This window comes from Methylobacterium tardum (genome assembly GCF_023546765.1).
Lineage (GTDB): Bacteria > Pseudomonadota > Alphaproteobacteria > Rhizobiales > Beijerinckiaceae > Methylobacterium > Methylobacterium tardum.
This window is the reverse complement of the sequence record NZ_CP097484.1, coordinates 5259376-5285678: the sequence shown is the minus strand read 5'-3', so window position 1 is coordinate 5285678 and position 26303 is coordinate 5259376. Positions and strand designations below refer to the sequence as shown.

25 protein-coding genes, 2 pseudogenes and 1 riboswitch are annotated in these 26303 nt (G+C 72.3%); of the genes and pseudogenes, 11 read left to right on the top strand and 16 right to left on the bottom strand.

What is annotated here, in order from left to right; all coding sequences use genetic code 11:
• Positions 1-17: 17 nt before the first annotated feature.
• The 4 genes from M6G65_RS25220 (at position 18) to cuyB (ending at position 3843) form a co-directional block, all read left to right on the top strand.
• Entirely contained in the window at positions 18-1160 is a 1143-nt protein-coding gene (locus M6G65_RS25220) for an ATP phosphoribosyltransferase regulatory subunit (protein ID WP_238195959.1), read from the top strand.
• Positions 1157-2149, top strand: coding sequence for an ATP phosphoribosyltransferase (gene hisG, locus M6G65_RS25215; RefSeq protein ID WP_250103034.1), 993 nt, complete (start codon positions 1157-1159; stop codon positions 2147-2149). The genes M6G65_RS25220 and hisG overlap by 4 nt, the downstream gene beginning before the upstream one ends.
• 12 nt (positions 2150-2161) lie before the next feature.
• A complete protein-coding gene (locus M6G65_RS25210; RefSeq protein WP_238195957.1) occupies positions 2162-3013 on the top strand; it encodes a LysR family transcriptional regulator in 852 nt (283 codons plus the stop codon).
• 107 nt (positions 3014-3120) lie between these two features.
• Entirely contained in the window at positions 3121-3843 is a 723-nt protein-coding gene (cuyB, locus tag M6G65_RS25205) for a cysteate racemase (RefSeq protein WP_250103033.1), read from the top strand.
• An 11-nt stretch (positions 3844-3854) separates the two neighbouring features.
• On the opposite strand, the gene M6G65_RS25200 is transcribed toward cuyB, so the two are convergent.
• The 3 genes and pseudogenes from M6G65_RS25200 to M6G65_RS25190 form a co-directional block, all read right to left on the bottom strand.
• On the bottom strand, positions 3855-4205 hold the full coding sequence (locus M6G65_RS25200) for a lysozyme inhibitor LprI family protein (RefSeq protein ID WP_238195955.1): 351 nt from the start codon (positions 4203-4205) through the stop codon (positions 3855-3857).
• An 83-nt stretch (positions 4206-4288) separates the two neighbouring features.
• Positions 4289-4720, bottom strand: coding sequence for a protoporphyrinogen oxidase HemJ (gene hemJ / locus M6G65_RS25195; protein WP_238195954.1), 432 nt, complete (start codon positions 4718-4720; stop codon positions 4289-4291).
• A gap of 10 nt (positions 4721-4730) precedes the next feature.
• A pseudogene (locus M6G65_RS25190) lies at positions 4731-5890 on the bottom strand (uroporphyrinogen decarboxylase).
• A 475-nt stretch (positions 5891-6365) separates the two neighbouring features.
• Between M6G65_RS25190 and M6G65_RS25185 the strand changes: the two are divergent.
• The gene (locus M6G65_RS25185) at positions 6366-7196 is read left to right on the top strand and encodes a pyruvate, water dikinase regulatory protein (protein WP_192710460.1); all 831 of its coding nucleotides are present in this window, start codon (positions 6366-6368) and stop codon (positions 7194-7196) included.
• A 117-nt stretch (positions 7197-7313) separates the two neighbouring features.
• On the opposite strand, the gene crcB is transcribed toward M6G65_RS25185, so the two are convergent.
• The 10 genes and pseudogenes from crcB to M6G65_RS25135 all read right to left on the bottom strand — a co-directional run bounded on the left by crcB (position 7314) and on the right by M6G65_RS25135 (position 16287).
• Positions 7314-7703 (bottom strand): fluoride efflux transporter CrcB, encoded by a 390-nt coding sequence (crcB, locus tag M6G65_RS25180; protein ID WP_238195952.1) that lies wholly within the window; start codon positions 7701-7703, stop codon positions 7314-7316.
• An 84-nt stretch (positions 7704-7787) separates the two neighbouring features.
• A riboswitch (Fluoride riboswitch) is annotated at positions 7788-7874 on the bottom strand.
• A gap of 219 nt (positions 7875-8093) precedes the next feature.
• Complete coding sequence (locus M6G65_RS25175) at positions 8094-8603, bottom strand: hypothetical protein (protein ID WP_238195951.1); 510 nt, start codon at positions 8601-8603, stop codon at positions 8094-8096.
• A 181-nt stretch (positions 8604-8784) separates the two neighbouring features.
• Positions 8785-9216: a lanmodulin LanM gene (gene lanM / locus M6G65_RS25170; RefSeq protein ID WP_238195950.1), complete on the bottom strand. Its 432-nt coding sequence runs from the start codon at positions 9214-9216 to the stop codon at positions 8785-8787.
• A gap of 211 nt (positions 9217-9427) precedes the next feature.
• Positions 9428-10675, bottom strand: coding sequence for a hypothetical protein (locus tag M6G65_RS25165; protein WP_238196025.1), 1248 nt, complete (start codon positions 10673-10675; stop codon positions 9428-9430).
• A gap of 20 nt (positions 10676-10695) precedes the next feature.
• Positions 10696-11615, bottom strand: a pseudogene (locus M6G65_RS25160) (tetratricopeptide repeat protein).
• Positions 11616-11628: 13 nt separating this feature from the next.
• Complete coding sequence (locus M6G65_RS25155) at positions 11629-12558, bottom strand: VWA domain-containing protein (protein WP_238195948.1); 930 nt, start codon at positions 12556-12558, stop codon at positions 11629-11631.
• A gap of 169 nt (positions 12559-12727) precedes the next feature.
• Positions 12728-13765: a VWA domain-containing protein gene (locus M6G65_RS25150; protein ID WP_238195947.1), complete on the bottom strand. Its 1038-nt coding sequence runs from the start codon at positions 13763-13765 to the stop codon at positions 12728-12730.
• A 7-nt stretch (positions 13766-13772) separates the two neighbouring features.
• Positions 13773-14246, bottom strand: coding sequence for a DUF4381 family protein (locus M6G65_RS25145; RefSeq protein ID WP_238195946.1), 474 nt, complete (start codon positions 14244-14246; stop codon positions 13773-13775).
• Positions 14247-14270: 24 nt separating this feature from the next.
• Positions 14271-15140 (bottom strand): DUF58 domain-containing protein, encoded by an 870-nt coding sequence (locus M6G65_RS25140; protein ID WP_250103032.1) that lies wholly within the window; start codon positions 15138-15140, stop codon positions 14271-14273.
• 145 nt (positions 15141-15285) lie between these two features.
• On the bottom strand, positions 15286-16287 hold the full coding sequence (locus tag M6G65_RS25135; protein ID WP_250103031.1) for an AAA family ATPase: 1002 nt from the start codon (positions 16285-16287) through the stop codon (positions 15286-15288).
• 257 nt (positions 16288-16544) lie between these two features.
• On the opposite strand from M6G65_RS25135, the gene M6G65_RS25130 reads away from it, so the two are divergent.
• Positions 16545-17255 carry an MgtC/SapB family protein gene (locus M6G65_RS25130; RefSeq protein WP_238195944.1) on the top strand — a complete coding sequence of 237 codons (711 nt, stop codon included), beginning with the start codon at positions 16545-16547 and terminating at the stop codon, positions 17253-17255.
• Positions 17256-17436: 181 nt separating this feature from the next.
• On the opposite strand, the gene M6G65_RS25125 is transcribed toward M6G65_RS25130, so the two are convergent.
• On the bottom strand, positions 17437-18660 hold the full coding sequence (locus M6G65_RS25125; protein ID WP_238195943.1) for an MFS transporter: 1224 nt from the start codon (positions 18658-18660) through the stop codon (positions 17437-17439).
• A gap of 138 nt (positions 18661-18798) precedes the next feature.
• Here M6G65_RS25125 and M6G65_RS25120 point away from each other — a divergent pair, with 138 nt between their 5' ends.
• Positions 18799-19584, top strand: a complete 786-nt coding sequence (locus tag M6G65_RS25120) for an AraC family transcriptional regulator (protein WP_238195942.1) — start codon at positions 18799-18801, stop codon at positions 19582-19584.
• A 305-nt stretch (positions 19585-19889) separates the two neighbouring features.
• Positions 19890-20576 carry an SDR family oxidoreductase gene (locus tag M6G65_RS25115; protein WP_250103030.1) on the top strand — a complete coding sequence of 229 codons (687 nt, stop codon included), beginning with the start codon at positions 19890-19892 and terminating at the stop codon, positions 20574-20576.
• A gap of 21 nt (positions 20577-20597) precedes the next feature.
• Here M6G65_RS25115 and M6G65_RS25110 read toward each other — a convergent pair whose 3' ends face one another.
• Positions 20598-20930, bottom strand: coding sequence for a hypothetical protein (locus M6G65_RS25110; protein WP_250103029.1), 333 nt, complete (start codon positions 20928-20930; stop codon positions 20598-20600).
• A 286-nt stretch (positions 20931-21216) separates the two neighbouring features.
• Between M6G65_RS25110 and M6G65_RS25105 the strand changes: the two genes are divergently transcribed.
• The 3 genes from M6G65_RS25105 to M6G65_RS25095 all read left to right on the top strand — a co-directional run bounded on the left by M6G65_RS25105 (position 21217) and on the right by M6G65_RS25095 (position 24253).
• On the top strand, positions 21217-22062 hold the full coding sequence (locus M6G65_RS25105; protein WP_238195939.1) for a C40 family peptidase: 846 nt from the start codon (positions 21217-21219) through the stop codon (positions 22060-22062).
• A 121-nt stretch (positions 22063-22183) separates the two neighbouring features.
• On the top strand, positions 22184-23185 hold the full coding sequence (ispH, locus tag M6G65_RS25100; RefSeq protein WP_250103028.1) for a 4-hydroxy-3-methylbut-2-enyl diphosphate reductase: 1002 nt from the start codon (positions 22184-22186) through the stop codon (positions 23183-23185).
• Between the two features lie 102 nt (positions 23186-23287).
• Entirely contained in the window at positions 23288-24253 is a 966-nt protein-coding gene (locus M6G65_RS25095) for a homoserine kinase (RefSeq protein ID WP_238195938.1), read from the top strand.
• A 443-nt stretch (positions 24254-24696) separates the two neighbouring features.
• On the opposite strand, the gene zwf is transcribed toward M6G65_RS25095, so the two are convergent.
• The gene (gene zwf, locus M6G65_RS25090) at positions 24697-26223 is read right to left on the bottom strand and encodes a glucose-6-phosphate dehydrogenase (protein WP_238195937.1); all 1527 of its coding nucleotides are present in this window, start codon (positions 26221-26223) and stop codon (positions 24697-24699) included.
• Positions 26224-26303: the final 80 nt, after the last annotated feature.

Below are 26303 nucleotides of genomic sequence, written 5' to 3'. Positions count from 1 at the left end.
CCGCGAGGTGGATTGCGATGACACGACCGGAGGCGGGCGAGACGGGGGCGGGGGACGCGGCGCGCGCGCGGCTCTCCGCCCATCTGGCGGCGGCGGGCTACCGGCCGGTGACGCCGCCGGTGCTGCAGCCCCTCGAGCCGTTCCTCGAACTGTCGGGCGAGGATATCCGCCGGCGGATCTTCGTCACGCAGGACGCGGGCGGGGCCGAGCTGTGCCTGCGGCCGGAATTCACCATTCCCGTCTGCCGCCTGCACCGGGCCGAGGCCGACGGCCGGGCGGCCGATTACAGCTATTGCGGCCCGGTCTTCCGGCTCGCCGCCGACGAGCCCGACGAGTTCTTCCAGGCTGGCATCGAGTCGATCGGGCGCACCGACACGCCGGCGGCCGACGCCGAGGTGCTGGGCCTCGCCTTGGAGGGCCTCGCCCTGTTCGGCCGGACCGACCCGGCGGTGCGGCTCGGCGATATGGGCCTGACCGTGGCGCTCCTCGACGGCCTCGCGGTCCCGCCCGCCGCCAAGCGCCGGACGCTCCGGGCGCTCGCCGCCGGGCGTACGCTCGATGCCGTGACCAACGGCGCCGAGGGCACCCGTCCCGAGGATCCCCATGCCGGCCTGCTGGCGGCGATCCAGGGCCAGGACCCGCGCGGGGTGCGCGCCTTCGTGGAGGACGTGCTGGCCATCGCCGGGATCTCGGCGGTGGGCGGGCGCAGCGCCGGCGAGATCGCCGAGCGCTTCCTCGCCAAGGCCTCCGCGCAGGCCCATGGCGGGGCCGGGCTCAACGCCGAGAACCGCGCGCTCCTCGACCGCTACCGGGCGATCGCCGGCCATCCGGACGCCGCCGCCCGCGACCTGCGGGCGCTCGTCGCCGACGCGAACATCCGGCACGACGCGCTCGCGGCCGCCCTCGACCTGTTCGAGGAGCGCACCGGCTTCATCGCGGCGCGCGGCCTGCCGATCGAGCGCTTCCGCTTCCAGGGCGGCTTCGCCCGCAATCTCGACTACTACACCGGCTTCATCTTCGAGGTGACGGAAGGCGAGGGTCCGACCCTGGTCGGCGGCGGCCGCTACGACGGCCTGCTCGGCCATCTCGGCAGCCCGGTGCCGCTGCCGGCGGTCGGCTGCACCTTCTGGATCGAGCGCGTCGCGGGAGCCGGCCGATGAGTGCTTCGGACGCGACCGCCATGCCGCTGATCCTCGCCGTCCCGTCCAAGGGCCGCCTGCAGGAGAATGCCAGCGCGTTCTTCGGCCGGGCCGGGCTGAAGCTCGCTCAAGGCGCGGGCGCCCGCGACTATCGGGGCAAGCTCTTGGGCGTGCCCGACGTCGAGGTCCGCTACCTCTCGGCCTCCGAGATCGCCGCGCAGCTCGCCTCGGGCGCCGCCCATCTCGGCGTCACCGGCGAGGACCTGATCCGCGAGACCCTGCCGGACGTGCGCGGCGAGGTCGAGCTGCTGACGCCGCTCGGCTTCGGCAACGCCACCGTGGTGGTGGCGGTGCCCCAGGCCTGGATCGACGTGCGCGACATGTCCGACCTCGACGAGGTCGCGGCCGGCATGCGGACCCGCCACGGACGGCGCCTGCGGGTCGCCACCAAGTACGTGAACCTGACCCGCCGGTTCTTCGCCGAGAAAGGCGTCGCCGATTACCGGATCGTCGAGAGCCTGGGCGCCACCGAGGGGGCGCCGGCGGCGGGCTCGGCCGAGATCGTGGTCGACATCACCACCACGGGGGCGACGCTCTCGGCCAACGCCCTGAAGGTGCTGGACGACGGCATCATCCTGCGCTCGGAGGCCAATCTCGTCGCCTCGCTCAAGGCCCCCTGGGGCGAGGGCCAGCGGGCGGCTCTGCGCACCGTGCTCGGCCGCATCGCCGCCGAGGAGCGCGCCCGGACCACCCGGGAGGTGCGCGCCGCCCTGCCGGAGAGCGGCACCATCGACCTCGCCACGATCGCGGGCCTGCACGAGGCCGAGCTGCCCTACGGCGCGCCGAAGGGTCCGGAGGGCGAGATCGTCCTGCGCTGCCGGGAGGCCGCGGTGTTCGACCTCGCAGGCGCCCTGGTCGAGGCCGGCGCGCGGGCCGTCACGGTGCGGCGGGTCGACTACGCCTTCGCGGCCGAGAACCCGCTGGCGGAGCGGCTCCTGGCGCGGCTCTGAGACCGCCGCGCGATGGAGCTGAAATGGCTCGAGGACTTCCTGAGCCTCGCGCGCACCGGCAGCTTCTCGCGCTCGGCGGTCGAGCGCCACGTCACCCAGCCGGCCTTCGGCCGCCGCATCCGGGCGCTCGAGGGCTGGCTCGGCGTCGCGCTGGTCGACCGCAGCACCTACCCGACCGCCCTGACGCCGGAGGGCCGGCTGTTCCTGGAGACCGCCGAGGAGACCGTGCGGCGGCTCCACGGCAGCCGCGACGCGCTCCGGGCCCGGATCCGGCCGCCGCCGCGGACCGTGTCGGTGGCGGCGCTCCACACCCTGGCGCTGACTGTCTTCCCGCGCTGGTTCCGGGACGTCGAAGCCCGCACCGGTCCCCTCGGCAGCCGGCTGCTGCCGGACGATTTCCACGCCTGCGTGCAGGCGCTGGCTGAGGGCGGCTACGACCTGCTGCTGACCTACCACCATCCCCTGGTGCCGATCCCCCTCGACCCGGCGGCCTTCCCGCATCTCGCCATCGGCCGGGACAGCCTCGTGCCAGTGCACCGGCCGGGGCCGGCCGCGGACCGGCCCGGGCTCGGCTATCCCCGGGACTCGTTCCTGGGCCGGGTCGCGGCGCTGGCCGGTGACGGGGCGGCCGTCGCCCATGTCAACGAGAACGCCATGGCGGAGGCCCTGAAGTTCATGGTCCTCGCGGGCCACGGCCGCGCCTGGCTGCCCGAGAGCCTCGTCGCCCGCGAGCTCGCCGAGGGCAGCCTCGTGGCCGCCGGGCCGGGCACAGCGCTGGAGATCCGGCTGTACCGCAGGGCCGGACGCGGCGGCGCGGTCGAGGCGGTCTGGGCCGCGGCCGCCGCCCTGGCGGCTGGACCCTAGGAACCGCCGCGCGCCCGGTGCCGGATCGGCATGGCCGGTGCCGACACGGCATTGGATTCCCGCCCCGCCGCGGCCCATCAGGTCAGCCGCGACGGTCGGAGGCGGCGATGCTCGGTGTACTCGGCGGGATGGGTCCGATGGCCACGGTGGACTTCCTGGCCAAGCTCGTGCGAGCGACGCCCGCGGGGCGCGACCAAGACCACATCCCGACCCTGGTCTGCTCGGCCGTCGACATCCCCGACCGCGCCGACGCGATCCTGGGCACCGGACCGGACCCGCTGCCGGCAATGCGCGCCGCCCTGGCGCGGCTCGAGGCCGGCGGCGCCACCCGGATCGCGATCCCCTGCAACACCGCCCATCACTGGCACGCGGCGCTGCAGGCCGGGACTGGCCTGCCGATCCTCCACATCGTCGACGCCGTGGCCGAGACCCTGGCGCGCACAGGGATCGAGACCGGCGGCCGGGTCGGCCTGCTCGCCACCGACGGCACCCTGCGGGCCGGGCTCTACCGGGAGCGGCTGGCGCGGCGCGAGATCGCGTGCCGCGCGCCCGGTCCGGAGGGTCAGGCCGCCGTGGCGGCGGCGATCCGCCCGGTGAAGGCGCACCGGGTCGCAGAGGCGCGGCCGCTCCTGGAGGCGCAGGTCCGGGCGCTGTCGGAGGCCGGCTGTGACCGGGTGGTGATGGCCTGTACGGAGATCCCGATCGCGCTCGCCGGGAGCGACCCGTCCGGCCTGCTGGTGGACGCCACCGAGGCGCTGGCGCGCGCCTGCGTGGCGGCTTGCCGGCCGGATCGCGGGGACGCCGCCGCGGCGCTGCCGCGCGCGGCCTGATCGGGCGCCCTTTACGGACCCTGCTTGGCGAATTCCGACAGCACCCCGCGCAGGACCTTGAGCCGGGTCTCGTAGGCGGCTTTGAGGCAGGCGACGTCGCCCCCGCAGGCCTGCCGCTCCTTGAGCCACGCCTCTTGGTCGTCGCGCAGCTTGCCCTGGCCGCCCATCGGCAGCACGCTCTTCAGGATCTCGAACCGGGTCGCCATCTCGACGTCCCGGTCGTTGAGCGGGAGATGGGCGCAGATCGCCTTCTCGTCGGGCGCCTCGGCCTTGTCGCACGGGAAGCTCGCGGCCCGAGCGGGGAGCGGAGCGAGGGTCGTCAGGGCGGAGAGCGCCAGGGTGAGGACGAGCGGCTTCGACATGGTCCGCCAACGGCCCGCCAACGGAAAGGCTCCGCGCGAAGCGGCGGCAGGGTAAACCGGTCCGGGATCACAGGATCCCGGGATCAGAGGCCCGGCTTGACGATCGCCAGGATGACGATGCCGATCATCAGCAGCGTCGGCACCTCGTTGAGCACCCGGTAGAACTTGTGACCGCGGGTGTTCCGGTCGGCGGCGAAATCCTTGACTATCCGGGCGAGCCAGCCGTGGATCCCTGACATCGCCAGGACCAGCACGAACTTCGCCTGCAGCCAGACGCTCGCGTAGAAGCCGCTCATCCCGGCGAGCGTGAGCCCGAACACCCAGGTGGCGATCATGGCCGGGTTCATGATTGCCTTGAGCAGGCGGCGCTCCATCACCTTGAAGGTCGCCGATTGCGCCTCGGAGCCCGGCGGCAGGCTCGCGTGGTAGACGAACAGCCGCGGCAGGTAGAGCATCCCGGCCATCCAGGCGATCAGGCTGATGACGTGGCCGGCCTTGATCCAGTCGTACAGCACCCGCCCGGCCTCAGCCCTGGCCGCGCAGCCGCGCGAGCATCCGCTCGACATGGGCCACCGGCGTCTGCGGCGTGATGCCGTGGCCGAGGTTGAAGATGTGCGGCAGACCGGCGGTCGCCGCCAGCACCGCGTCCACCGCCGCGTCGAGGGCGGCGCCGCCCGCGATCAGCGTGTCCGGATGCAGGTTGCCCTGCGTCACCGTCGTGGCCGGCACCCGTGCCCGCAGGGCCCTCAGGTCCACGCCCCAATCGACCCCGACCGCGTCGGCGCCGGTCTCCGGCACCACCCGGGCGTGGCCGTCGAGGCCCGAGCCGCGGGCGAAGACGATGATCTTGGCCCCCGGCACCCGGGCACGGACCCCCGCCACCATCCGGGCGATCGGCTGCAGCGACCAGCGGGTGAGGGCATCGGCGGCGGGCGCGTCCGGCAGCGCGCTCTCGGACACGTCGCCGACGGGCTCGACGACCCCACCGGAGGCCGGCACCGCGCGCGGCAGGGTGCCCGCATGGGACTCGAAGATCTGCACCGCGTCGGCGCCGGCCTCGAGCTGGCGCACGAGGTAGTCGGTCTGCACCGTGACGAGGCGGTCGATCAGGGCGTCGACCAGGGCGGTGTCCCCCTCGGCCAGCGCCCGCGCGGGGGCGAGATCCGGCGTGCCGCGGCCGCCGATCATGTAGCTCGCCACCGTCCAGGGCGCGCCGCAGAAGCCGAGCAGCGTGGTCTCGCCGGGCAGTTCCGCGCGCAGCCGCGTCACCGTCTCGAAGACCGGGGCGAGATGGGTCATCACCGCCGGATCGCCGGCCTCGCGCAGCCGCGCGAACGCGTCCCGTCCGTCCAGCGGGTCGAGGCGCGGGCCCTCGCCCTCGACGAAGCGCACGTCCTGGCCGAGCGCGTGGGGGACGACGAGGATGTCGGAGAACAGGATCGCCGCGTCGAAGCCGAAGCGCCGGATCGGCTGGAGCGTCACCTCGACGGCGAAGTCCGGGCTGTAGCAGAGGTCGAGGAACGAGCCGGCTTCCGCCCGGGTCGCCCGGTACTCCGGCAGATAGCGCCCGGCTTGGCGCATCATCCAGGCGGGGGCGGTCCGATCGCCTCGCCCTCGAGGACGCGCAGCACCTTCCGGCCGGACGTCTTCCGCTCGGGCTCGCGCTCCGTCATGGCCGTTCCCATCCCGTATTCCTCACCCCGCATGCCCGTCGGCGGGCGTCCTGTCGAGTCGAGGCGCGCCGATCCCCACACAGGCCCCTTCGAAAAGATAAGAGAGAATCTTGGAGTCTGTTTTTTCTCTTGGGGGGCCGAATCTCGGGGGCACAAAAGCGTCCACAGGCGGTCCCCGACGCCGCGCCGTTAACGAGGCTTTAAAGGATTTGCTCCATCTTGCGAGAACCGGATGGTCCGACAGCACCTTGGCAACGCCGAGTCGTGTACGGGCCCCCGATGCGTCCCGGATTCTCCCAGACGCCCGGATTCCGCGCGTCCCGCTCGCCTGCCTGTGAACGGCGGAGTCGACAGCGCGCACCGGGATCGCCCTGGACCGGCCCGGTCGGGCATCCTATCCACATTCATCGACTCCCCTGGCGGCCGGCGGTGGACAACCTCGGCGCCGCGCAAGGCGACCGCCGAGTCGACCGCAGAGGCGATCGGAATGGGCCGCAGCTACTTCCACCTCCACCTCGTCTCCGACTCCACCGGCGAGACGCTGATCAATGTCGGGCGCGCCGCGGCCGCGCAATACGAGGGCGTCTCGGCGATCGAGCACGTCTACCCGCTGGTCCGCTCGGCCGCGCAGCTCGACCGGGTGATCTCGGAGATTCGGGCGGCGCCGGGCCTCGTCCTCTACACCCTGGTCGGCGGCGATCTCGGCGAGCGGCTGGAGGAGGTCGCCCGCGAGACCGGCTCGCCCTGCCTGTCGGTGCTGCGGCCGGTCCACGACCTGCTGCGCGCCTATCTCGGCGCCGAGACCACGGCCCGCCCCGGCGCCCAGCACATGCTCAACGCCGAGTACTTCAAGCGCATCGACGCGATGAACTTCACGCTGGCCCACGACGACGGCAACCTGCCGGACGATCTGGAGGAGGCCGACGTGATCCTGCTCGGGGTCAGCCGGACCTCGAAGACGCCGACCTCGATCTACCTCGCCAATCGCGGCCTCAAGACCACCAACCTGCCGCTGGTGCCGGGCGTGCCGCTGCCGCCCGCGATCGAGCGCGCCCGGAAACCCCTGGTCGTCGGCCTGTTCGCCTCGCCGGAGCGGATCGTGCAGATCCGCCAGAACCGGCTGTCGAGCCTCAACGCCGACGAATCCTCCCTCTACGTCGACCGCTCGGCGGTGGCCGACGAGATCACCGCCTCCCGCCGGCTGTTCGTCAAGAACCGCTGGCCGACGATTGACGTGACCCGCCGCTCCATCGAGGAGACCGCGGCGGCGATCGTCGACCTCCACCGCGACCACCGGCTGAAGTTCATCGCGGACTGAGACGGGGTTCCCAAAGGGCTGAGCCCTTTGGCAGGGGTTCGGGGGCAGGGCCCCCGAGACGCCAGGGCTCCGCCCTGGACCCGCGAAAGGTCTCGACCTTTCGAAACCACGACGTTCTCAGCTCCCGCTCAGGACCGTCCGCACCAGGGCGAGGCCCGCCACGAGGCCGATCAGCCCGGCGGCGACCGAGGCCACCACGTAGAGCGCGGCCGCGGCGGTCTCGCCCCGCTGGTACAGGCTGATTGCGTCGAGGGAGAAGGTCGAGAAGGTGGTGAAGCCGCCGAGCACGCCGGTGGTCAGGAACAGCCGCGCCGGGTGGCCGGCCGCGCCCCGCAGGGCGAAGCCCTCGGCGAGCACGCCCATCAGGAACGAGCCCAGCACGTTGATGATCAGCGTGGCCAGCGGGAAGCCGAGGCCCGGCAGCAGCCGCGCCACCGCGACGTTGATGCCGTGGCGGGTCCCGCCGCCGAGCCCGGCCCCGAGGATGACGATGAGGGTGTTGATCATGCCTGCCCTTCCTGTTCGGTCGGGCGGCCGCGTCGTGTCGCGGCTTCGGCGCAGGGCCCCACCGCGGACGGCTGAGGGCACGCCCGTTCGGTAGGAGCCATCAGCCCGGCAGGGCGGCCAGGATCGGCGACCATCGGGCGGTTGTCGGGGAGCTCCATCCCCATCGCCGACAGGCTTAGCGCAGGATGCGCGGCAGGGGAATCGGGTTTTCCGGATGCCCGGGCGCGGCGGAACGATGTTCACGGAGCGCTTGTCCCTCCCCCTTGTGGGGAGGGGAGGGGTGGGGGTGGTTCAGGATCAAGCGTTCCGGTGCCGCTTGCGCCACCCCCACCTCCAACGCCTCCCCACACGGGGGAGGTGAGCGTGGTCCGGAGGGATGCCTGCGCCGGCTCAGCGGGCAAAGGCGAAGTGGCTGCGCTGCTCGATCTGGGCGGCGTAGAAATCCTCGATCACCTCGCGGACGACCTCGGCCAGCTCGTCGCCCCGGTGCTCGTCGAGCTGGATGTCGCTGCCGACCGTCCGGCCGATCGCGCAGCTCGCGGCGCCCGGCACGAGGCGCTCGTTGTAGCGCTGGTTCAGGCCCGAGACCGAGATGTAGTTGCTGCCGCCGAGTTCGGGACCGTACTTGATCTTGATCTTCTGCTCGGACTCGGTGCCGCGCAGCAGCGCGCAGAGGCTGATGAAGTTGTCCTGATCGATCTTGGCCTCGAGGCCGGTGATGCTGCCGTGGACGTTGTCCTCCTCGTTGAGGACCTCGGCCATGAGGTGCAGCACCCCGACCACCGGCTCCAGCGCCCGCGCGCCGTCCTCCAGGAGCTTCTTGCGGAAGTCGTTGCTGCGGGCATCGGCCTCCTGCAGCCGCGCGCGGAACCTGTCCTTGACCTCGTTCACGCGTGCCATCGCGCGCCCTCCCTGGTGATTCAAGCCGATGCTTTGATGCTCGGACATTGAGAACCTACGGAGGCCCAACAGATGATGCAAGATCGTGCAAAATATTGATGCCTGCTCAGAACTTGAGCCGTTGCACAGGAATAATACTTGCTCACGAACTGTGCAACGGTATCCGTCCGGGCGGCCGGGTCTACTTGAGGAGCTGCAGCAGGCTCCGTCCCGCCGGGGTCTTGAGTTCCTTGGCGTCGAGCGTGCCGTCGTCGTCGGGATCGGCGGCCTTGAAGCGCTGCTCGACCAGGGCGAGGTATTCCTTGCGGTCGAGGGTGCCGTCGGAATCGGTGTCGGCCGCCTTCAGGTCCTTCTTGCTGAGCCGGCCCTTCAGCTCCTTGGCGTCGACGGTGCCGTCCTTGTCGGTCTCGGCGCCGTCGAAGACCTTGCCGGCGGCGGCCTGCGCCTCGGCCAGATCGATCGTGCCGTCGTTGTCGGTGTCGACCGCTTTCAGCGTGCGCTCGGTGCCGGCGGACCGGGCCAGGGCCGAGGAGGACAGAGCGGCCGGGACGGCCAGGCCGAGGGCGAGGGCCGCGGCCAGCGCGCGGGCGGGTGTGATCAGGATCGCGGGCATGAGCGGAATCTCCGGTGGCGGTCAGCGCCGGCAGCCCAAGCCGCCACGCGGTGTGCCGTTCCCGGAGGCGCGTTCACAAGCTGACGAGCATCCGTCGGCCGGCAGGCCCGGCCCGCATTCCGTGCAGGGTCCTGGCGCGCCGACGCGTCCGTTCACGCCTCGGATTGCGGAAGGCGGTTTTCCCTGTCGCCGCGCATTCCCGCGGCCGCGATCAGCGCGCCGGGCCGTCCAGCGCCGCCAGCCGCTCCGGCCCGGGCGGCCCGGGGACCCGTTCCGGACGCGAGAGCGCGCGGGCCAGGGCCGGCAGGTCCGGGACGGGGGCGCCCGCAGCCCCGAAGACCGACCGGTCGAGGGCCGCCAGGGCTGCCGTCACGTCCGGCCGGCCCCGCCAGATCCGGGCGAGGTCCGGGGCGTCCCGCATCGCCGCGTCCAGCGCCGCACGGAACCCGGCCGGATCGCCCGCGCGGGCTGCCGCATGCAGGGCCCGGCGGGCGGAGGCGGACAGGCGTAAGGACGGCCGGCCGAGACCGAAGCCGATCAGCGCCAGGCCCAGCCCGAAGGCGGCGAGCGCCGCCGCGGCGGTCACGAGCGGCGAGGGGATCGCGGGCGGCGCCCGGTCGGTCTCGCGGTCGGGCAAGCCACCGCCGATCTGCCGGGCCGGGATCTCGGTCTCGCGCATCGTCCGGGTGCTCGTGTCGAACCACGGGATCGCGATCGCGTCGAGGGGGATGATCTCCGGCACGCCGGGCTTCACGTCCCACTGGTAGGTGGCCCGCGCCACCGGTCCCGACGGGGTCAGCAGGGTCTCGCGCGTGACCGGGCCCGCGAAGGTGATGATGCCGCGGGTGCGCATCACCGGCCGCGGCGGCAGGCCCTCGGCGACCATGCCCTGCGCCTCCAGGGTGACGATCCGGCGGGCGGTCTCGCCGACCTTGATGGTCTCGGGGTCGGGGCTCCACGAATCGGTGATCGCGACGTCCTTGGCGGGCAGCCACCAGGGCTCCTTGGCGTCGGGACCGCCGGTGGGCTCGGTCCAGGGCGCCACCGGGAACGGGATCGGCTTCGAGCGCACCTCGACCACCCGCCGCTCGCCGACATCGTTGACCGTCAGCTTGTGGATGAACGGCTCGATGGTGAACTGCCCGGCATGGTGCGGGAACACCGCGACGGTGCGGTCGAACGCGATGGCGCTCTGGCCGTCGGGGAGCTTGGTCCGGCTCCAGTGGTCGCGGCCGAGCTGCGTCCAGGAGAAGTTGGCGAGCGAGGGCTGCACCACCTCCTCCAGCAGGATCGGCTGCTTGTAGACCCCGTGGATCTTCAGCAGCACCATCTCGCGGGCGAAGGGCGCGCTGTTGCCGTTCAGCTCCGCCGTCACCGTCAGGGTGAGGTCGCCGGGCTCGACCTCGGCGCGGGCGGGGAGGGGAGCGAGGAGGATAAGGGCGAGAGCCAGGGCGCGCATCTCGGTCACCCCAAAAGAAATCACCACGGGTTGCTCCCGGCGGGGATGGCGGTACCGGCCTCGACCCGGCGGGTCTGCTCGGCGCGCAGGCGCAGCTTGAGATAGCGGCCGGGATCGTCCGGCAGGGTCTGGAGCCAAAGCCGGTCCGGGCGGATCTCGTGGGCCTCGAAGCTCTTGGTCACCCGCCGGACCTCGCGCTCGGGCGCCTCGGCCACCATGGCGGAGCCGCCGCCGGTCCGGCCGCGGCCGGCCGCGTCGCCGGCCGAGCCGCGGGCCGGCCCTTGCCGGCGTCGATCGATTGCTGCTCGGCCTTGCCGCGTCGGGCGACCTTGCTGTTGCCGGGCAGCGACGCGCTGGCGTTGGATTCCTTGTTGCCGGCCAGGCCCTCGCCGCTGGAGGCGGCGTTGATGTCGTTGTTCTGGTCCTGGTTGCCGGTGTTGTTGTAGCGGGCGCCGTACTGGGCGGTGCCGTTGGCGATGCCGCCGCCGGGACCGCGGTCGATCACCTCGGCCTGCATCCGGGCGATCAGCGAGCGGTTGGCCTGGGCGTCGGCGTTGCGGGGGTTGAAGCGCAGCGCTTCGTCGTAGGCCGCGAGCGCGCCGGTGAGGTCGCCCGCCTTCGCGAGCGCGTTGCCGAGATTGTAGCTCGCCCGCCGGCCGCCGGTGCGGAACAGCGCGATCGCCGCGTCGTAGCGGCCGGCCTCGTAGAGCGCTGCGGCGCGCCAGGCCGGATCGTCGAGGACATGCGCGGCGAGCCCCGGCAGGCCGAGGCCCATCAGCAGCCGCCCGAAGCCGGTGCGCGGCTGCGAGACGGCGAGCAGCGCCAGGAGGCCGAGGCCGGCAAGCGCGAGGCCCGCGACCCGGGCGCGGTGCCGCCAGCGCACCGGCAGGCCGGCCCGGAGCGGGGCGGCGAGGCCGGTCTCGGGGAGGGTCAGCCGCATCACGCGCTCCTCATCACGCGCTCCTGCGGAACAGCACCAGGGCCGGCAGGGCCGCGAGCAGCAGCAGCCAGCGCCCGAGATCTGCGTAGGCCAGCACCCCGTAGCCGCCGGCCGCGAGGTGCTGGCTGAGCCCGGCCCCGACCGCGTCGAGCACCGGGCCGGGGGTGTCGATGTCGGCGGTCGTGCCGCCGCCGGCCCGCGCGAGGGCGTCGAGGGCGGTCCGGTCGGGCTTCGGGACGTTCGGCGGCAGCGGCTTGTCGGCCGGGACGAACAGGGCCTGGAGGCGCCAGCCGTGCTCGGCGATGGCGCGCGCCTCCCGGGTCGCAGCCTCGCCGATGCCGTCGCCGTCGCTGATCAGCACCACGTCGGCCGCGACCACGCTGGCCTCCGCCAGGGTGCGGCGGGCGAGCGCCAGCCCGCGCTCGGGATGGGAGCCCCGGTCCGGCACCGTGTCGGCGTCGAGGGCGAACAGGGTGGTGCCGAGGCTGTCGCGGTCGGTGGTCGGGGAGGCGGCGAGGTAGGCGTCGCCGGCATAGACGACGAGCGCCACCGCCCGGGTGCCGGCGGCCTCGGCCACCGCGGCGGCGGCCTGCCGGACGCCCTGAAGGTTGCCGCCCTCGGTGACCGAACGGGACAGGTCGACGACGAGCACGGTCTCGTCGAGGTTGCGGAAGGTGCGCCCGTCGGCGCGCTCCACCGCGGGGCCGGTGAGGGCGAGGGCGATCAGCCCGGCCGCGAGCGCCGCGGCGCGGTTCGCCTGCCGCCGTCCGCCCAGCACCGCGCCGGTCCGGGCGAGATGCGCCATCAGCGCCGGATCGACCGCCCGGGCCCAGTCGCCGAGCGGCGCCGCGCGCCACGCGGCGCGGAGCGCCAGCAGGGCGACGACCGGGATCGCCAGGAACCACCAGGGGCGCAGGAGCGCGAATGCGTCGAGGGCGCTCATCGGGTCGATCCTCCCGCCCAGACCACCTCGTCCTGAGGTGCCGGAGCGCAGCGGAGGCCTCGAAGGAGCCCTCCAGCCAGCCGCGCGATGTCTGGAGCCCTCCTTCGAGGCTCGCTGCGCTCGCACCTCAGGATGAGGAGGTTGGTCGGACAGGTGTGGTATCGGGCCATCACGCCCCCCTCCGGCTGGCGAGCAGCGCGGCGGCGGCCAGCAGCGCCAGGGCGGCCGGCCAGGGCCACAGGTCCCGGCGCAGCGGCAGGGGCGGCGCCAGGGCGCGGCCGCCCTCCAGCCGGTCGATGGCGTCGGCGACGCGGACGAGGTCGTCCGTGGTGCGGACCCGGAACGCCTCGCCGCCGCTGGCCTGGGCCATGTCGCGCAGGGTCTCGGTGTCGACCACGTCCTGCTCGCCGTCGGCGTCGGCCATGTCGCGGGGGCCCAGCGCGATGGTGTAGACCTTGATGCCCAGCTCCCGGGCGAGCTCCGCCACGTCCTTGGGGGCGGTCTGGCCGGCATTGTTGGCGCCGTCCGAGAGCAGGATCACGGCCTTCGCGGCCTTCTCGCCGGGCTTGGCTCCGGACGCGGCCTCGCCTCCGGCATCCCGGGGATCGAGCCGCCGCAGGGCGAGCCCCAGGCCGTCGCCGATCCCGGTGGAACGGCCGCTGATGCCGATCGTCGCCTCGTCCAGCGCCCGGGCGACCGCCGCGGTGTCGAAGCTCGGGGCGGCGGCCACGTAGGCTTGGTCGGCGAAGATCACGAGGCCGATCCGGTCACCGGCCCGGCGGCGGATGAAGTCGGTGCCGACGCGCTTGACCGCGGTGAGCCGGTTCACGGTCTCGCCGTCGAGGGCGAAGTCGCGCCGCTCCATGGAGCCCGACAGGTCCATGGCGATCATGATCTCGCGGCCGGAGGCCGGGAGCGCGGCGGCCGGCAGGACGAGGCGCGGAACACTCAGCGCCGCCACCAGGGCGATCCACAGCGTCCAGGTCAGCAGGGCCCGCCGCCGCCCGCGGGCGGCCAGATCAGCGCCGGTGCGCCCGTCGCCGACCAGCGTGCCGGGGACGCGGAGCGCCCCGCTGCCGCCCTCCGGCTCGGGCGGGATCAGGCGGGCGGCCAGTAGCGGCAGGGGCAGGGCCAGCAGCGCCCAGGGCGCGGCGAGGTCGAAGGCCGACAGCAGGGCGCTGAGCCAGGCGGGCAGGAATGCGCTCATGAGGACGTCATGCCCGCAGCCGTCCGATCAGGCGGCCTAGCTCGGCATCGAGGGCGTCGAGGTCCGGCGCCTGCCGCCGGTACAGGCCGTCGGCGAGCACCCGTCCGGCACCCCGCGTGAAGAAGTCGGTCTTGAACAGCCCGTCGAGGCGGGCCGCCCAGTCGGCCCCCGCGGCCCGGCTCTCCGCCTCACCGCCGAGCGTCCGGCCGAGGCGGCGCAGCAGACGGGCCTGGGCCAGGAGGCGCGCCTCCGGATCGAGGCCGCGGCTCCGGGTCAGCTCGGCCAGCGCCGCCCGGCGGATGGTGGCCCGGGACCGGCTGCGCCCGTAGCGCACCAGCCCGACCAGCAGGGCGGCGAGGAAGCCCAGGGCGGCCGCCGCGATGATCTCGCCCTGCACGGCGCCCGCGGCGCCGCCGGGCAGGTGCAGGCCGCGGAGCTGGTCGAGGGACAGGGGGATCTCGGCGGGCGTGACGGGATTCATCGGGATGGACCGCCGGTTCCGGTCTCACAGCACCGCATCAAGGCGCTCCATGAGCGGCGCGTAGGCCTCCGGGCCGGTCTCGACGTCGAGGCGCACGCCCGCGATGCCCCGGCGGGCATAGTCGGCGAGCCGGGCTTCGGCGGACTCCCCCGCCGGCCCGGCGGCTTTCGGCAGCGCGGTCCCGCGGCGGCCATCCGCGAGGGCGAAGGGGTAGTAGCCCGGCGGCCGGGCGCGCTCGAAGGCGTCGCTGACCAGGATAAGCCGGATCGCGATCCGCTCGGCGAGCAGCGTCAGGAGTTCGCCGAAGCCCGGGCCGGGATCGTCGAGGGCGCTGGCGATGACGAGATGGCCGCCGGCGGGCAGCAGGCTGCGCGCGAGACCGAGCGTCCCCTCCAGAGGCGGCTCCGCGCGGGCAGGTGAGCCGGTTTCCGCCCCCAGGGCGTCGGCGTGGGCCTGGGCGAGGGCGCCGGTCACCGCGATCATGGCGCGCTCGCCGCCCGCCGGCCGCAGAACCGTGGGCGCGCCGGCCGACGCCACCGCGAGGCCGACCCGGCCGCCATCGGCGGCGACCCGCCAGCCGAGCAGCGCCAGGGCCTCGGCGGCCGCGACCGAGCGGAGCGCCCGGCGAGTGCCGAACAGCATGGAGGGCCGGAAATCGGCGAGCAGCACCACGGCGCGGTCGCGCTCGTCGTGATGGGTGCGCACGTGCAGCTGCCCGGTGCGGGCGGTGGCGTTCCGGTCGATGAAGCGGCGGTCGTCGCCCTCGGACCAGAGCCGGACATCCTCCGGCTCCGAGCCGCGCCCGCGGCGCCGGGTGACAATGCCGCCGGGCAGGCCCGCGAGCGTCCGGGTCGCGGGCGCCGAGCCGCGGCGGGCGAGGTGGCGCAGGCCCATCAGGGCCTCGCCGGAGAGGTGGATGCCGTGCTCGGCGCGATCTCTTCCCGCGCCCTGGACGGGGGAGGGGGCCCGGCCGTCGGGCCGCCGTCCCCCGCGGAGGGGGGCGGGAATTGGCGGCGCGACTGTCCGAACCCGAACACCGTCAGAGCGCCCGCACCCGCTGGATCAGGTCGCCGACGACGCCGCGCGCCGTCTTGCCCTCGGCGGCCGCCCGCCAGGTCAGGCCGATGCGGTGGGAGAGGGCGTCGCGCGCGAGTTCCGTGACATCCTCGGGGATCACATGGTCGCGACCGCGCAGCCAGGCCCGGGCCTTGCCGGCCATCATCAGCGCCAGGGTGCCGCGCGGCGAGGCCGGGTGCTCGATCAGGGCGCGCAGGTCCGGGGCGGCGGCGTCGGTGCGGGTCGCCGCCACCAGCCGGACGAGGTAGTCCTTGAGCGCCGGCGACACGTAGGTGGCGAGCGCCGCCTCCCGGGCGGCGCGCACGTCGGCCAGCGACAGCCGCATGGTCATCGCGTCGACGTGGTGGGTGATCTCGCCCTCGACCAGGTCGAGGATCGCCCGCTCGGTGGTCTCGTCGGGCATGTCGACCACGACGTGGAGGAGGAAGCGGTCGAGCTGCGCCTCCGGCAGCGGGAAGGTGCCGGCATGCTCGATCGGGTTCTGGGTCGCCACGACCATGAACGGGTCGGACAGGCGGTGGGTGTGGCCCGAGACCGTCACCTGCCCCTCGGCCATGGATTCGAGCAGCGCCGACTGCACCTTCGGGGGCGCGCGGTTGACCTCGCCGACCAGCACGAGGGCGTGGAACAGCGGCCCGGGCAGGAACTCGAAGGTGCCGCTGTCCTGGCGCCACACCGTGGTGCCGGTGAGGTCGGCCGGCATCAGGTCCGGCGTGCACTGGATGCGCGCGAAGGAGCCGTCGAGCCCGTCGGCGAGCCGCTTGACCGCGCGGGTCTTGGCCAGCCCCGGCGCGCCCTCGATCAGCAGGTGGCCGCCGGTCAGGAGCCCGATCAGCAGGCGCTCCACGAGGCCGGCGCTGCCGATCAGGCCGCGCTCCAGCCCCTCGCGCAGCGCCATGACGCGGCCGTGCAGCTCCGCATCCGGGACGCTCTCGGGCCGGCGTTCGGCGCGCACACCGCTCATCACAGCGCTCATGCGAAGACTGACCCGACGCGGATCGAATCCGCCGCAACGGCCGTTCCCCGGGCCATGTCGTGGGCCATGTGCTGCATCCTGCACGTCTCCTCGGCCGGGTCCCGAATTCTTAAGGGATCCTCAGGCTCTTGCCGGTGTGCCCGCTGCCCGGTGCGGCCGTCAATCCCGCTTCAGACACGCTGTCCGATCCGGGCCGGGCCATGGTGTCACGGTTCCGTCACCTCCCCTCTCCCATGAGACCGCGGATGACCAGCTACGCCGCCCTCCCCGAAGAGTTGAAATCCGGCATCGGCCTGCTCGTGGCCTTCGTGCTCGGCACGATTATCGGCGCCGAGCGGCAGTACCGGCAGCGCACGGCGGGCCTGCGCACGGCCGTACTGGTGGCGGTCGGCGCCAGCGCCTTCGTGGATCTCGGCATGCGGCTGACCGGTCCGGACGGGGGCGTCCGCACGGTGGCCTACGTGATCTCCGGCATCGGCTTCCTCGGCGCCGGCGTGATCATGAAGGAGGGCATGAACGTCCGCGGCCTCAACACGGCCGCCACGCTGTGGTGCTCGGCCGCCGTCGGCGCGTTCTGCGGCGCCGACCTGCCCCTGGAGGCCGTGTTCGTGATGGTGACGGTGCTGGCCTGCAACACCGCGCTCCGGCCGCTGGTGAACGCCATCAACCGCGCGCCGATCCGCGAATCCGCCACCGAGGCGACCTACGAGGTCCAGGTCACCACGGCACCCGGCGAGGCCGGGCCGGCCCAGGACCTGCTGGTCGAGCGCCTGGAGGCGGCCAATTACCCGGTCAGCAGCGTCGTGGTCGAGGAGCGCGGCGAGCGCGCGGTCGACGTGGTGGCAACCCTGACGGCCAGCGCCGTGAAGGCGGAGGAGCTTGACGCCGTCACCGCCGAGCTCGCCCGCGCCCCGGGCATCCGCCACGCCACCTGGTCGATCCAGACGGCGGATTGAGTTCTCCGTGGTCGAAGCTTGATCGGCCTGATCGGACCCGTATCGGCTCTCGGTCCAACCCAGCCGTAGGGGCGTTGTCGACGCGTCCTGAAGGCCGCCCTGCATCGGCTCTCCGGCGACGTCTGCCCGAGGGGGGTTCAGACGTCCTCCGTTGATTGGGAGAGACCACCGTCCAGCCGCATCAAGCCAGTCGGCGTGCGCCTCGCACGGCCATCAACGCCAGCGCCGAAGCTGCAAGAGCCAGTGGCACGAACGAGACCCAGAGGACCGTGTCCCATCCGTAGCTCGTGAGCAGACCTCCGGATGAGAACGAACCCAGGGCCACCATGCCGAACACGATGAAGTCGTTGACCGACTGCACCCGCGTCCGTTCCTCGGGCTGGTGGCATTCCAGCACCATCGCCGAAGCCCCCACGAAGCCGAAGTTCCAGCCCAGGCCCAGGAGGATCAGGGACAGCCAGAAATGCGCGACGTCCACGCCTGCAAGGCCAACGATGGCGGCCGCGCCCGTCAACGTGAGGCCGGCCGCCACGACGCTCGACGCACCAAAGCGCGTGATCAGCCGTCCGGTGAAGAAGCTCGGGCCGTACATGGCGATCACGTGCCATTGGAGGCCGAGATTCGCGTCCTCCTGCGCATGCCCGCACAGGTGCATCGCCAGCGGCGCCGCCGTCATCACGAAGTTCATCAGCAGATAGGACACGGCCCCGCAGACCACCGCGATGATGAAGCGCGGCTGGGCCAGGATCACCGCCAGGGGCCGCCCGCCGGCGAGAACGTCCGCGGCGGGGCGCGGCAGGCGGACGCCGGCGAGAACGACGGCCGCCAGTGCGGCGACCGCTGCTTGAGCCAGGAAGGTGGCGGCGAACAGGTGGGGCGGCCACAGGTTCATGGTGTGCGTGACGAGTTGCGGGCCGATCACCCCCGCGAAGATCCCGCCCGCCATGACGGTGGACAGCGCGCGCGGTCGCCGCTCGGGCGGGACGCACTCCGCCGCGGCGAAGCGGAACGAGAAGACCACGGCGGCGTAGGCACCCCCGAAGAACATGGCCGCGCTGAACAGCCAGAAGTTGGCTGCCAGGATGGCAAGCGCGGACAGCAGCCCGACGAGCACCCCGCAGCTCGTTCCGCTCATGAAGGCCGCGTTGCGACCGTAGCGTCGGGCGATACTGCCGGCCGGGAGCGAGCAGGCGGCCATCCCGACGACGAAAATCGAAATCGGCAACGTCGCCAGGATCTTGCTCGGCGCCAGCATGTCGCCGACGATGGCACCGGTCGAGAACACGACGACAGAGTTCGCCCCGGCGAGCGCCTGTGCGATGGCCAGCCTGAGGACGTTCGCTGTTCCGGCTCGGGCAACGGGAGCGGGTGCGCGTTCGGCGGTCAGCGTGGAGGCGTCAGGCATCGGAGGCTCGGGTTGCAACGGATGGCTTCCTCGTGCCCGCTTGCCGGCAGGCTGGGCGGCTATAAATCGCGTGACGCTCGTCCGTATCTCGACGGGATGCCAATTTGTGTAGAATGGCTGCCAACCTGAAGGTTGGCGATGAAGTGGGAGCCGATCGAGACGCCGCCTGGCTTGGTGCCGCCCCGGCCGGTGACCGTGCGTGCCCAGACGATCCCGGCGCGCGGGTACTTCGCCGAGCACGCACACCGCTGGCACCAAATCGTCTACGCCACCTCCGGGGTGCTCACGGTGGCCGTGGAAGGGCGCTCCTTCGTGATCTCGCCGGAGCAGGCCGTGTGGCTGCCGACCGGCGTCCGACACCGGGTCGGATCGCTTCTCGGCGCCCAGTTCCGCAGCCTTTGGGTCGCCGATGAGGCCGGACGGGACGTGGAGGATCGCCCCACGGTGTTCGCTGTGCAACCCTTGCTGCGAGCCCTGATCCTGGAGGCTGTGGCGCTGGAAGGGGCGCAGGACGATGACGGCTATGCCGGTCGCGTCACCGCCCTCATCCTCGACCAATTCCGACGGGCCCGTCCGCTGCCGGGGGCGCTGCCCTGGCCGCGCGGGGGTCCTTTGGTCGGGCTGTGTGAAGCGCTCTATGCCAATCCGGCCGATACGCGTGGGCCCGAAGAATGGGGGCGTGACCTCGGGATGTCGGAACGGACCCTGGCGCGGCGTTTCGAGACCGACATCGGGATGAGCCTGCGATCTTGGCGGCGACGCCTGCGCTTGTTCAGGGCCGTCGAGCCGATGGGCGGCGGCAGGAGTGTGACCGAGACCGCCATGCAACTCGGCTACGGCTCGACGTCCGCGTTCGTTTACGCGTTCCGCACTGAGCTCGGCAGCACGCCGCAAGCCTACATGCGCGAGCAGATCTCAGGGTAACCCGGGATCATGGCCTCTTCTGCACGTTCAAGTCTGGCAACGTCATTCCTGGCCCGGGCTCATCCAGACCTGACCGAGCCTGCCATGGGTCGTGGACCGGCGTGGCGGCGACGTTCTCTCGTGCGTGGCCGTCCGAAAGCGGCCCGGCGGAGATCCACCCAACGCGGACCTTCCCTCGGTCAAGCGCACGGCGTTCGAACCCTGGGACGCGGCCCGATCGAGACCGGCCCAATTTAAGACCTGCCTCGGTCACGAAACCTCCGAGCCTGATCGAACCTTATCCGGCGGATGTCCGGAGACCGACCATGACCCAATCGCAGAAGAGCGCGCTGATCGTCGGGGCCTCCCGCGGCCTCGGGCTCGGCCTCGCCGAGACCTTCCTGGCGCGCGGCTGGCGGGTCACCGCGACCCAGCGCACGCCGTCCCCGCAGCTCGGCCGCCTGAGCGCCGAGGCGCTGCGCATCGAGACCGCCGACATCGACGACGATGCGGGTGTCGCCGCCCTCCACGACCGCTTGGCGGGCCAGCGCTTCGACCTGATCTTCGTGGTGGCCGGCGTCGCCACGCAGGCGCATGATCCGCTCCACGCGGTGCCCCGTTCGGTGGCCGCGCAGGTCTTCCTCACCAACGCGGTCAGCCCGATCCGTTTCGCCGAGGCCTTCCTCGACCGCCTCGCCCCCGGCGGCAGCCTCGCGTTGATGAGCTCGGTCCTCGGCAGCGTCAGCCTCAACGACAGCGGCGGCTGGGAGACCTACCGGGCCAGCAAGGCGGCGCTGAACACCCTGGCGCGCAGCTTCGAGATCCGCCACCGGGCCGAGAACCTGTCGGTGCTGATCCTGCACCCGGGCTGGGTGCGCACCGAGATGGGCGGGGCGGAGGCCGATATCGACGTGGCGACCAGCGTCACGGGGCTCGCCGACGTGATCACGGACCGGCTCGGCCGGCCGGGCGCCCATTACCTCGACTACACGGGCAAGACGCTGCCGTGGTGACGCTGCGCCGGTAGGGGTCGCTCAGCGGCGCGGGTCGAGGGGCCGGCCCCGGCGCTCGATCACCACGGTCGGGCGGGTGCGCCGCTCGACCACGACGGTCCGGGGCGCCCGACTCGGGCTCGCATGAGTCAGGATCCGCTCCGGCGCGCGCTCGGGCACGGCCTTCTTGGCCGCAAGGACGTGCGGGCGGACCTCGTCGGCGGGCAGGCCCATCAGGCCCGCGGCGATCTCGACCTGCTGCTCGACATCGTCGGCGAGGTCCTGCGCGGCGGCGACCGCCTCGTTCACCGTCGGCGGCTCGCGGCGCACCCGGATCGGGGGCAGGTCGGCGAAGCTCTTCTGCGTCTTCTTCACGGGGCGACTCGCGGTCTTCATGGGGAAGACATAGCCCTTTCCGGGCCGGTTGTGCAGTGCATCAAAAACCTGTGACCGACGTGCCCGGTACATGCCTCGGCGGCGCGTGATGCAGGAATGGGCAGGGCGGGAGCGGCCTACTCGGGCACTCGAACAATCCTTCGGCAGAATCCTTCCTGCATGGCACGGGATGCGACATAGGAGCGCAGCAGGGTTCATGCAACGTGTGATGCGACCGTTACGTCGCCGGCGTCGTCGTTAAGGCCGCCCGTGCTAGCATCGCCCGATGACCGAGACCCTCGATCCCCGGCTCACCCCAGCCCGTGCCGATCTCGCCGATCTCCGCCTGCGCGGCCGGGTCACCGCGGCGCGCTACGTGGCGGCCGTGTCGCGCCGGGTGACGGCGCCCGCTGCGCCGCTGCGCCGGGCGCCATCCGACACGGCCGGGCTCGATACCGAGGCTCTCCTCGGTGACGCCGTCGACGTCTACGACGAGGCGGACGGCTTCGCCTTCGTGCAGCTCGTCCGCGACGGCTATGTCGGCTACCTGCCGGCCGCCAGCCTGGGCCCGGCCGCACCGGAGCCGACCCACCGGGTCACGGCCCTGCGCACCTTCCTGTATCCCGAGCCGGACCTGAAGCGGCCGGTCCGCGCCCATCTGAGTCTCGGGGCGCGCCTCGTGGTGACCGGCGAGACAGGCGCGTATCTGGAGACCCCGGGCGGCTTCGTGTTCGCCCGCCATTGCGCGCCGGTGACGGCCCGCGAGCCCGACTATGCGGCGACCGCCGCGCGGCTCCTCGGGACGCCCTATCTGTGGGGCGGGCGCACCAGCCTCGGGCTCGACTGCTCGGGCCTCGTGCAGCTCTGCCTCGACGCAGCCGGCCTGCCCTGCCCGCGCGACGCCGACATGCAGGAGCGCGACCTCGGCTATGCGCTGCCGCGCGACCACGCGGACCTGCGCCGGGGAGACTTCGTGTTCTGGCGCGGCCATGTCGGGCTGATGCTCGATTCCGAGACGCTGATCCACGCCAACGGTCACCACATGGCGGTGGCGGCCGAGCCCCTGGCCGAGGCCGTGGCCCGGATCCAGTCGGACAGTTTCGGCGCCGTGACCGGCATCCGGCGCCTCTGACCCGGCCGGGGTCCAATTCACGCGGCAATCGTGCTACAGAGGTGCCCCGCGGCCGTCTTCCTGCCCGGTTCCTGAGCCAGGAATGTTGACAGGACAGCCCCGCCCTCGCCACATCCCCCGCATGACCGTCGATATCGCGACCCCCGAGCCCGTCCTGGGCACCGCCGGCAAGCCGCCGCTGGAGATCCTGCTCTGCGCCCCGCGCGGCTTCTGCGCCGGCGTGGTGCGGGCCATCGACGTGGTGGAGCGGGCGCTCGCCATCTATGGGCCGCCCGTCTACGTCCGCCACGAGATCGTGCACAACAAGTACGTGGTCGAGAGCCTGAAGCGGAAGGGCGCGGTGTTCGTCCGCGAGCTCGACGAGGTGCCGGACGGCGCCGCCCCGGTGATCTTCTCCGCCCACGGCGTCGCCAAGACGGTGCCGGCGAACGCTGATTCGCGCGGGCTGACCACGATCGACGCCACCTGCCCGCTGGTCACCAAGGTCCACCGCGAGGCCGAGATCCACCACAAGCGCGGCCGCCACGTGCTGCTGGTCGGCCATTCCGGCCATCCCGAGGTGGTCGGCACGATGGGCCAGCTGCCCAAGGGCTCGATCACCCTCGCCGAGGATCTCGAGCAGATCGCGGCCCTGACCCCGGACAATCCCGACAACCTCGCCTGGGTGACCCAGACCACCCTGTCGGTCGACGACACCCGCCACATCGCCGAGGCGCTGAAGAAGAAGTTCCCGAACATTACCGGGCCGCACAAGGACGACATCTGCTACGCCACCACCAACCGCCAGGAGGCGGTGAAGCAGGTGGCGCCGCTGGTCGACGCGCTGATCGTGGTCGGCTCGCCGAACTCGCCGAACTCGCAGCGCCTGCGCGAGGTCGCCGAGCGCGTCGGCTGCCCGATCACCCGCCTGGTGCTCCGTGCCGAGGAGATCGACTGGCCGGCCTTCGAGGGCATCCGCAAGCTCGGCCTCACCGCCGGCGCCTCGGCCCCCGAGGTGCTGGTCGAGGAGATCATCGACGCCTTCGCGGCCCGCTACGACGTGATCGCCGACACGGTCTCGACGGTGATCGAGGACATGGTCTTCCCGCTGCCGCGGGAGCTGCGCAGCGAGGCCGCTGAGTAGGCGACCCAGTAGGCAGCCTGGACACAGGCGCGGCAGGCTTTATGCGGGGGCGCTTCGGCGCCCCTCGTCGTATCGAAGTTCCAAAATCCAGAGCGCGAACACGTGGCCGTCTACACCGAGGTTTCCGACGCAGCGCTCGCCGACTTCCTGTCGGCCTACGCGATCGGCGGCCTGCTCTCCTACAAGGGCATCGCCGAGGGCGTCGAGAACTCGAACTTCTTCCTGCACACGACCGACGGCGCCTACATCCTGACGCTCTACGAGAAGCGCGTCCGGGAGCAGGACCTGCCGTTCTTCATCGGGCTGATGGAGCACCTCTCGGCCCGCGGCCTCGCCTGCCCGCAGCCAGTCCGGGACCGAGCCGGCCAAGCCCTCGGCCAGCTCTGCGGCCGGCCCGCCGCCATCGTGAGCTTCCTGGAGGGCGTCTCGGTCAAGGCGCCGGGCGCCGAGCATTGCCGGGAACTCGGCCGGGCGCTGGCCGCGCTCCACGAGGCCGGCCGGGACTTCGCCATGGTGCGGGAGAACAGCCTGTCGGTCTCGTCCTGGCGGCCGCTCTTCGCGCAGGCTGAGGCCCAGGCCGATTCGGTCGAGCCCGGCCTCGCGGAGCGGACCCGGGCCGACCTCGCCGTTCTTGAGGCGCACTGGCCCCGCGATCTGCCGGGTGGCGTGATCCACGCCGACCTGTTCACCGACAACGTGTTCTTCATCGGCGACGCGCTGTCGGGCCTGATCGACTTCTACTTCGCCTGCACGGATGCGTTCGCGTACGACCTCGCGGTCTGCCTCAACGCGTGGTGCTTCGACCCCGACGGCACCTTCCACCGCGACAGGGCGGCGGCCCTGATCGCCGGCTACGAGGCGGTGCGACCGCTCGAACCCGCCGAGGTCGCTGCCCTGCCGATCCTGTGCCGGGGCGCCGCCCTGCGCTTCATGCTGACCCGCCTGGTCGACTGGCTGAACGTGCCGCCGGGCGCCCTGGTGAAGCCCAAGGACCCGCGGGAATTCGATCGCCGGCTCACCTTCCACCGGCAGGCGCGGGACGCCCGGGATTACGGGCGGCCGGGCTGAGACGCGGATGAGCACTCGGCCGTGCCGGCGACCCGTCGAACAACCGGGTCGCCGCCTTGGCCGTGGTGGCAATGCTGCCGTTCAAGCGGCGGTGAGCGCGGAGCCGTCTGCGGCAACGTGTGGATGTTCAACGAACAGTGAGCCGCCTCGTCATTCCGGGACCGCGTAGCGGAGCCCGGACCCGGAGGGGCACGCCGGAGGCGGGCAATCCAGACCCGCTGACGCACCAAGATCCTGCATGGCCAGCGGATCTGGATTCCGGGCTCGCCTGCGGCGCCCCGGAATGACGGGGTACGCGGCCGCAATGCTTTCCTACAAAGACGAGAATCGAGGGATCTGCGCGAACGGGAGATGAAACCTGCACTCTAGCTATCCCTTCGCCAGCGGGGAAGGGAGAGTCGCGGAACCGGTTGCTCCCGCGTTCGGACGGATCGCCGAGCCGCTCAGTCGGTCTGCCCGTCGAGGCCCAGCCAGTGGCGGCCGTCGCGCGCCAGGAGGTCGTCGGCCTCCTTCGGGCCGGCGCTCCCGGCCGGGTAGAAGGCTACCTCCGCCTGCGGCCAGCCCTTGAGCAGCGGCTCCACCGCCGCCCAGCCGGCCTCGATGTTGTCGGCGCGCTGGAACAGGGTCGCGTCGCCGGTCATGCAATCGTAGAGCAGCGTCTCGTAGCCGACATTCGGCCGGTCGGCGAAGAAGTCCTTGTAGCGGAAGCCGGAGCGGACCCGGCCAATCTTCATCTGCGGCCCCGGCACCTTGACGTTGAACTCGGTACTGACGCCGTGATCGGGATCGATCAGGATCCGCATCACGGTCGGCCCGAGATCGGCGGTCGGCGTGTCCTCGAACATCTTGAACGGGGCAGGCTTGAACAGGATCGCGATCTCGGTGCGCCGCCCGGTCATGCGCTTGCCGGTGCGGATGTAGAACGGCACGCCGGCCCAGCGCCAATTCTCGATGTGGAGCTTCAACGCGATGTAGGTCTCGGTGACCGAGTCCTTGGAGACGTGCGGCTCGTCCCGGTAGGCCGGGACGTCGCGCCCCTCCGAGGTGCCGGCTGAGTACTGCCCGCGCACCGCGTCCTCGGGCGGGATCGGCCGCACGGCCTCGGCGAGCTTCGCCTTCTCGGTGCGCACGGCCTCGGCGTCGAAGGAGTTCGGCGGCTCCATCCCGACCATGCAGAGCAGCTGGAACATGTGGTTCGGCACCATGTCGCGCAGCGCCCCGGTCGGCTCGTAGAAGCCGCCGCGCTCCTCGACTCCGACCGTCTCGGCGGCCGTGATCTGGATGCTATCGATGTATTCCCGCCGCCAGACCGGCTCGAGCAGGCCGTTGGCGAAGCGGAACGCCATGATCGACTGCACGGTCTCCTTACCCAGGAAGTGGTCGATCCGGTAGAACTGGCTCTCGTCGCCCTGTTTGAGGATCCGGGCATTGAGCGCCCGGGCCGAGTCGAGATCGGAGCCGAACGGCTTCTCGATGACCACGCGGCGGAAGCTGTCGCCTTCCTGCTTGAGCAGGCCGGCTTGACCGAGCCCGTCCACGATCGTCCCGAAGAAGCGCGCCGCCACCGCGCAGTAGAACACCGCGCTGCCGGTGACCCGCTGCTTCACGGCCTCGTAGGTCTCGGGCTTCTCGAAATCGCCCTTGAGGTAGTGCAGCCGGTCCCGGATGAAGCCCCAGCTCGTCGGGTCGATGTGGTCGGCGTGGAACTCGGACGTCGGGTCCTTGCTGAACGCCTCCAGGGTCCGGGTGAGGTTTTCGCGCAGGGATTCGTCGGTGCCGTCGTTGTGGTCGATGCCGAGGATCGAGAAGCCCTCCGACAGGAGCCCGGCCCCCGCCAGATTGTAGAGTGAGGGCATCAGCAGGCGCTTGGTCAGGTCGCCGCCGGCCCCGAAAATCACCAGCGTGCAGGGCGGCGCCGGCTTGGTGCCGCAGGCCGCCTTGTCCTTGAGGGCTGTCGTCGGCTCGGCCATCCCTGACTCCCGTGTGGCTGCGGTGCAGCAAACCGGCCTGACAACCCGCCGCGGCGAGGCCCGTTCCGGTACCCGTTGGG

Bases quoted from the DNA above. Each gene is read 5' to 3' on its own strand.
- hisG (WP_250103034.1), top strand. From the start codon at position 1,157: ATGAGTGCTTCGGACGCGACCGCCATGCCGCTGATCCTCGCCGTCCCG.
- M6G65_RS25130 (WP_238195944.1), top strand. From the start codon at position 16,545: ATGACCAGCTACGCCGCCCTCCCCGAAGAGTTGAAATCCGGCATCGGC.
- M6G65_RS25145 (WP_238195946.1), bottom strand. From the start codon at position 14,246: ATGAATCCCGTCACGCCCGCCGAGATCCCCCTGTCCCTCGACCAGCTC.
- M6G65_RS25165 (WP_238196025.1), bottom strand. From the start codon at position 10,675: ATGCGCGCCCTGGCTCTCGCCCTTATCCTCCTCGCTCCCCTCCCCGCC.
- M6G65_RS25125 (WP_238195943.1), bottom strand. From the start codon at position 18,660: ATGCCTGACGCCTCCACGCTGACCGCCGAACGCGCACCCGCTCCCGTT.
- lanM (WP_238195950.1), bottom strand. From the start codon at position 9,216: ATGCCCGCGATCCTGATCACACCCGCCCGCGCGCTGGCCGCGGCCCTC.
- M6G65_RS25105 (WP_238195939.1), top strand. From the start codon at position 21,217: ATGACCGAGACCCTCGATCCCCGGCTCACCCCAGCCCGTGCCGATCTC.
- M6G65_RS25135 (WP_250103031.1), bottom strand. From the start codon at position 16,287: ATGAGCGGTGTGCGCGCCGAACGCCGGCCCGAGAGCGTCCCGGATGCG.
- M6G65_RS25185 (WP_192710460.1), top strand. From the start codon at position 6,366: ATGGGCCGCAGCTACTTCCACCTCCACCTCGTCTCCGACTCCACCGGC.
- crcB (WP_238195952.1), bottom strand. From the start codon at position 7,703: ATGATCAACACCCTCATCGTCATCCTCGGGGCCGGGCTCGGCGGCGGG.
- M6G65_RS25115 (WP_250103030.1), top strand. From the start codon at position 19,890: ATGACCCAATCGCAGAAGAGCGCGCTGATCGTCGGGGCCTCCCGCGGC.
- M6G65_RS25150 (WP_238195947.1), bottom strand. From the start codon at position 13,765: ATGAGCGCATTCCTGCCCGCCTGGCTCAGCGCCCTGCTGTCGGCCTTC.
- M6G65_RS25140 (WP_250103032.1), bottom strand. From the start codon at position 15,140: ATGGGCCTGCGCCACCTCGCCCGCCGCGGCTCGGCGCCCGCGACCCGG.
- M6G65_RS25200 (WP_238195955.1), bottom strand. From the start codon at position 4,205: ATGTCGAAGCCGCTCGTCCTCACCCTGGCGCTCTCCGCCCTGACGACC.
- M6G65_RS25175 (WP_238195951.1), bottom strand. From the start codon at position 8,603: ATGGCACGCGTGAACGAGGTCAAGGACAGGTTCCGCGCGCGGCTGCAG.
- M6G65_RS25155 (WP_238195948.1), bottom strand. From the start codon at position 12,558: ATGAGCGCCCTCGACGCATTCGCGCTCCTGCGCCCCTGGTGGTTCCTG.
- ispH (WP_250103028.1), top strand. From the start codon at position 22,184: ATGACCGTCGATATCGCGACCCCCGAGCCCGTCCTGGGCACCGCCGGC.
- cuyB (WP_250103033.1), top strand. From the start codon at position 3,121: ATGCTCGGTGTACTCGGCGGGATGGGTCCGATGGCCACGGTGGACTTC.
- M6G65_RS25220 (WP_238195959.1), top strand. From the start codon at position 18: ATGACACGACCGGAGGCGGGCGAGACGGGGGCGGGGGACGCGGCGCGC.
- zwf (WP_238195937.1), bottom strand. From the start codon at position 26,223: ATGGCCGAGCCGACGACAGCCCTCAAGGACAAGGCGGCCTGCGGCACC.
- M6G65_RS25120 (WP_238195942.1), top strand. From the start codon at position 18,799: ATGAAGTGGGAGCCGATCGAGACGCCGCCTGGCTTGGTGCCGCCCCGG.
- M6G65_RS25210 (WP_238195957.1), top strand. From the start codon at position 2,162: ATGGAGCTGAAATGGCTCGAGGACTTCCTGAGCCTCGCGCGCACCGGC.